A 5,950-nucleotide genomic window follows, 5' to 3' on the forward strand; every position below is an offset into this window, starting at 1 on the left:
AGCTGCGGTGGCAGCAGCAGCAGCTGTCGAGCTTCATGGCCGAGGTCAAGGAACTCATCCGCCCCGACGGCATCTTCTCCGACGACTCGCTGCCGACGGAGATCACCGGAGCCGACGCACCGGTCGCCCCGGCCCCCGCTGAGGCCGTCGCCGACGAGACGCCGGAGGAGACCTTCCTCGGCGATGAGGTGCTTGACGAACTGCCATCCAGCGGGAACGCGGGCTAGCCAACAGCAATGGGCTTGATCGACGAACATAAGCCTGCGCTCAGGGGCCACCGCGTCGATGGTCCCCTGAGCGCACTCCTTGGCGGTGCGGTCGGTCGCCGTCAGCGGTGACCCGTCGGTGGAACGTTCATGCGCGTCATGCCTCGCCGGCGCTTGGCAACCAGCAGCAATCCACCGGAGATCAGAGCCAACGCGGAGGTCGTCAGGACCAGGATCGGCAGCGATGATCCCGTCTCCGCAAGGTCGCCGATGGCCACCGCGCCGGTGATGATCTGCGTGCTCGCGCACGCCGCCCCCGGCTGGTCAGGGCACATCGTGTCAGCGGTCGGCACACCGGCCATCACTGTGTCGTCACTGCTGCCGGCGACGACGACCGAGTTCGTCGCGGTCACGCCGGCAAGAGCCGCCGTGACCCTCGCCTCAACCCTGACCACCTTGCGACTCCCCGGGTACAGGTCGCCCACCGCCCACTCGATCGTCTGCCCTGATACTTCCCCGTCATCAGAGACCGAAACCAACTCCATCCCGTGCGGAAGGGTATCGGTAATCAGCACATCACGGACCGGGAGAGTGCCCATGTTCTCGACCGCAATCGTGTAGGTGAGGAGGTCGCCAACCGCGGCAGTTTCCGAATCTACGGTTTTCGAGAACGTGAGATCCGCATGCCCTGAGCGGGTGACGCCGACCTTGGCTGCCTCAACCGCGGGCATTGCGGGTCCGCCATTCCTGGTGGACGCGGTCGCAGCAGCACTGTTCCACGCGATCCCGCCATGCTCGTGCAGCGGCACCACGACATCGATGGTCACATCAAGACCCTCCAGATACCCGATGCTGTCTGTCGACCTGGCCCTGATCGCCGTCACGGAAGCAAGACTCTGTGGGGCGGTTTCGGTCCAATCGTCCACGCAATCGGGGTTCTCACTGTTCGGGAACACTTCATCGCGGCAGGGGTTTTCCGAGGTGGAGTACTCGACGATCGTTCCGGGAGACCGCGATGAGATCCCATCGAACGCAATCGAGAACTCGGATCCTCGAGGGATCCCCGATGACTGCCTCGTCACGCCGGTGTCTCCGATGTGCGGGAACACGTCGTAGAGGACGACGTCCGTCAACGAGTGTGAGGGGTCCGTGTTCAGCAATGACAGTGCGTACTGCGCCTTCCCCTCGTCGGAAACGTGTCCGACCGCCGGGCTTCCTCGGAATGCGCTATCTGCGTCACCCTTCACATACTTCTGCAGGCGCACCGACGAGACCCCCGGTCCCGACGCGACAGTGACCGTTGCCGAAGCAGCGCAGTGACGATGCGTTTCGGGCCGCCCGTCGAGGTCGAGCGGATCCCGCTCGACCACGTTGTCTCTCGTGCAGATCATGTCCAAGCCGACAGGTGGCGTGAGAAAGATCGCCACGTCGTTCGTATACGCTCCTGCGTACGGCGTGATTGCGGGGTACGTGATCATGAACGACGTACTGATCCCGTTGTGGAATCCGCTGTCCGCCAGGATCTCTGGTGTGATCGCCCAGCGGAGGAGAGTGCGCCCCGTTCCGGCGAAGTTCTCGAGGACCTGCACCGGTACCGATACTTCGCCGATCACGGTCATCGTGCCGTCTTCCAACGGGGATGCGGAGTCCGCGGGTAGCAGATCCGTGATCACGATGTCCTCCTCCAGCGCCCGGGGGTAATGCACGCTGCCCACTATCTGCCACTTGAGCACAGCGCCGTCGACATACGACGACTTGCTCACGCCGATCTGCGGCTCGCTGAGAATGAAGAGGTCTGACAGCGACTGGATCCTGGTTTGGGACACAGCACGCGAGCTGATCTGAGAGTTGCTGGAGACTTCTGCAAAATTGCGGATGACGTCGCCGTTCTCAAGAGTGTCGTCGGCGTAGCCCAGCAGATTGAATCGTGTGTTGTTGCCACTCTGAGTGTTCGCACCCACCTCAGAGATGCGTACACGGGCTATCTTCCCGAGGGCATCGCCGGGCACTGCCCACTCTCCCTCTGCGAACGGCAGGATCATCTCCGATCCGTCGACGAGTGTCGCCGTCACGCTGGGCGCCGCGCCGAGGGGAGCGTTGGCGCCAGTGGATGGCGTCACGTGCGTGAGGTGCCACGCGGGCCGCGCGCAAATGCCGCCTTCGTCAACGCTCTGATAGATGAACCCGCTCTCCACCTCGTCGAGGCAAGGGAGATCGTCCGAGACGGAAAACCGCAGATCTCCCGCTTCGCCATCAACATCGCGCACTCCCACCGTGAATGAAGAGACTCCTCGCCCGGCGCCTGGGAAGGTACCGTGATTGCTCGACTGACGGTCGGCACCTGCACGAAGCGGTCCCGTCGCGTCTTTGTAGAACTTGCCCTTCGGGTCTTCGCGGTCGACAACTTGGACGGCCCACGTTGCCGACTGCGTCGTACCTGCAGAGGTTGGCCACACCGCAGTCACCGCAACCTCCGCGGTAAGGATCGTCCCAGACGCCACGCCATCGGTGACGGCGGCGCTGACCTCCCAGAATGCTCCGGAGGCGTCCCCGCAGACTTCTCCTCCTCTGACCGCGGAAGCTGTTCGGGTATGGGCGTCATACTCCCAATCCGACCCATTCCCGAGTGAGATGAACTCGACCCCCTCGGGCATCGAAAAGGACACAACGAACTCCGCCGGCCACTGTTGGCCAGGGGATCCGCCCAGGCACTTCAACATGCTCCACCACGTGATGGTTTGCCCGACGTAGTACGTCTTGTCTGCGCGGTCGCGGAGCGTCACTTCGAATGCCGATGGCGTAGAGGTGACGCTCGATGTCACTGTGTTGCCAGCGACCGGTTCAAGGGCATCGCCCGTGAGTACGGGCGTCAAGGCCCAGCTCGTCCCATCGGCGAGGCCGATCGGGGACTTCAGGTGGAAGTCGAGCATGATCGCGTCGGAGGCACCGACGATATCCACAAGGTCGACCACCACGGAGTAGCCGTCGGCTCCGTTGCCTTGCTTCGTCATGCTTCGTACACCGTCGGGGAGAAGCGCTGGAAATTCGACGTCCCACCCTCCGGCGACGCCGAGTGGGATTCTGATTGTTCCGCTTCTCAGGCATGTTGCCGTGTCGAGTGCTGAGCATGTGAATGCGACCGAGTACTGGAACCTGCTGCCAGCTGGCTGCGCGGCCTCGCTCGTCTGGTGGATCTCAATCCGCGCCGTGCCTGCATCGGCGTTGGCAGGGACCGATGCGCCCATTCCGGACCCCAGAGCTAGCGAGCTGATGAGCAACGCAGCCTTGATGCGGCGTTGGCGACGCCGCGTTCGTTCCCGCCAAAACAGCATGCTGTTGCTGCGCTTCGTTGAAGTCATGCCACACTCTCAATTACTTGTCGTCCACGTTTTCTGACCCGCTGGCGCCGTGCCCACCTGACGTCGGCAGTTCTTCTTCCAAATCGGCCGAGAGAGCTTTGACCAATTGGTCATCGACGCCGATCGTGGTCAGTACGTTCATGATGGTGCTGAGTTTCGGATCGGCTATACGGCCCGTGCCTGGGCTGGGCTGCTCCAGCAACCGATAGGTCGGGACCGAACAGCCAATCAGATGTGCGGTTTCCTGTTGGGACAGGCGTCGGCCGGCTCGAAACAACCGCAACCGAATGGCCAAGAGTTCGAGCACCCGAGAAGGCAATTTCTCTCTCCTCTTCAATTCGATGCGAAACCCCTCAAGGATGTTGCCAGACCCCTGAAGCCAAGAAAAGAAGGTGCGCTTTCCTTTTTCGAAGACCGAGACGTCGGTGATGCGGGAGGCGAGGCGTGGGGTGCGGTCGCTCGCGGTCGGAGTTGCCTCCGCGAGTCGACTACCCCGGGACTCGGGATCCGCTGCGGGCGGGTGATCATCCTCGTCTCGCTTTGCATCCGGTCGCGATGATCCCCTAGGTCGAGAGACCAAAGCGGATCTTTCATGACGCGACTCGACCTTGATTGAGTGGCCGTGCGGCGCGAGGTGCATCGGCCGTCTGACGGACCGAGGGCGGCGTATTTGTCCCCCGAAAGGGGGACAAATACCGCCGTGACCAAGACGCGGTGAGGAGGTCTTGCAACATACCGCAACGAAGAAGTCGCCCTCGAACGTAAGGCAATCCCTATGACCAAGACTCAACCGCACCATTGGCGCCTTTACCGTGCCCATGCCCTGCCCAGGAAACAGGGTGTCCGATCGAAGAGCAGATCGACGGGAGGGAAACGCGAAGCGATGAAGGGACTGAGATGGTGGATCGCCATGCTGTTGGTGACGTTTATGGTAGCCGCGCCGATGCAAGCTTCAGCGGCTGAGGATTCTGCGCCCGTCATTTCACCGATTTCCGAGGTTCCCGGCGTCGAATGGGACGAGCGCCCAACGATCTTCCCGCGGGACTCCTTGAGCGTCGCGTACCTTGACGCGGATCAGATCGAAGCCGCTCACGACGGCATGGAGATCCCGAAGGTTCGCTACGAAGATGGATCACCAATCATGGGAGTGCCGTACTATTTCTTCGGGAAGGACCCAGGTACGGGAAGATACCTGTCCGACCTCATTCTGATGTGCATCGACATCCTGCACGTCGACTATGACGTACCCGCAGGTTCGTTTTTCTTCGACCTGTCTGATCAGGTCCCTGCCTCGACTGCAGCCGAGATCCACCACGCCCTCAACGCTGGCCTTCAGGTGGCCAAGAAGCACGGGCTGAGGATCTCGACGAACGGATTGATCCCGCTGCGCGTGGACTCGTTCCAAGCAACAGCTGCCCTCATGGCTACCCAGGTCAAACTGTGGCATCTGTTTGCTCGTGATCTGATCGCTGGCCCGCTGCCGAATCTTGAGCTCAGCCACTTCAAAGTCAACCGATTCGTTGTGGTCGATGGAACGAAAACCGTTGAACCCTTTGACATGACTCCATACTTCGCGGAAATCGATCAGGTCGTTGAGCGCTACGAGTCCCTGCCATGGTTCCACGATGAAGCGCAGACATTCCCCGGTCGCGCAGTGTACGAAGACGAGTCCTCGCTCAACGGATTCGATTTCGTGGTTGACACCGCACGATCGTCGAGCAACTTCCGGCAGTTGATCGACATTCGCTACACACCGAACGGAGTGGAGATCATTCGGAAGCCCGGCGTTGTGCTGAGGAAGCCCCTGGAGCTGGTGTTTCGTAAGCAGTTCGCTCATGAACTGAACAACAACACGCAGCCAGGTCTCGGCGTGCAAGCGCACAACAAACAGTCCAAGATCGTCCTGTCCAACACAAGGGAATCCCGCTTCACGCTTCGACTCACCCAGGCGGCCGCCCCACCAGATCCGTCCATCGATGTCACCACGTCGGCGTCGGCTGCGGTCGATGGTGACACCACGGCTACGGCTACGGCTACGGCTACGGCGACGGCGACGGCGACGGCTACGGCGACTGCCGCGGTTGAGGGGGATGCTGACTCTGCGGTGTCGGTGGACGGCGATCAGGATGCGGCGGTGGATGCGTCGAGCGAAGCCAACGCGGATTCGGAGGCTGAGGCGGGCGCGTCGGCTGCGGTCGATGGTGACACTACGGCTACGGCTACGGCTACGGCTACGGCTACGGCTACGGCTACGGCTACGGCTACGGCTACGGCTACGGCGACGGCGGCGGCTACGGCGACTGCCGCGGTTGAGGGGGATGCTGACTCTGCGGTGTCGGTGGACGGCGATCAGGATGCGGCGGTGGATGCGTCGAGCGAAGCCAA

3 protein-coding genes and 1 pseudogene are annotated in these 5,950 nt (G+C 62.1%); 2 read left to right on the top strand and 2 right to left on the bottom strand.

Features of this window, described 5'->3' with window-relative positions; all coding sequences use genetic code 11:
- Positions 1 to 227 (top strand): annotated as a pseudogene (locus ACWGO6_RS19025) (hypothetical protein); the annotation flags it as partial.
- Positions 228 to 328: 101 nt separating this feature from the next.
- Here the strand turns inward: ACWGO6_RS19025 and ACWGO6_RS19030 are convergent.
- Positions 329 to 3,565, bottom strand: a complete 3,237-nt coding sequence (locus ACWGO6_RS19030; protein ID WP_452327671.1) for a DUF11 domain-containing protein — start codon at positions 3,563 to 3,565, stop codon at positions 329 to 331.
- A gap of 13 nt (positions 3,566 to 3,578) precedes the next feature.
- Positions 3,579 to 3,872, bottom strand: coding sequence for a helix-turn-helix domain-containing protein (locus tag ACWGO6_RS19035; RefSeq protein WP_452327672.1), 294 nt, complete (start codon positions 3,870 to 3,872; stop codon positions 3,579 to 3,581).
- A 468-nt stretch (positions 3,873 to 4,340) separates the two neighbouring features.
- On the opposite strand from ACWGO6_RS19035, the gene ACWGO6_RS19040 reads away from it, so the two are divergent.
- Positions 4,341 to 5,950 (top strand): hypothetical protein (locus tag ACWGO6_RS19040; protein WP_452327673.1); only part of this gene is annotated, 1,610 nt, incomplete at its 3' end.

This window comes from Microbacterium sp. NPDC055665, from assembly GCF_053618035.1.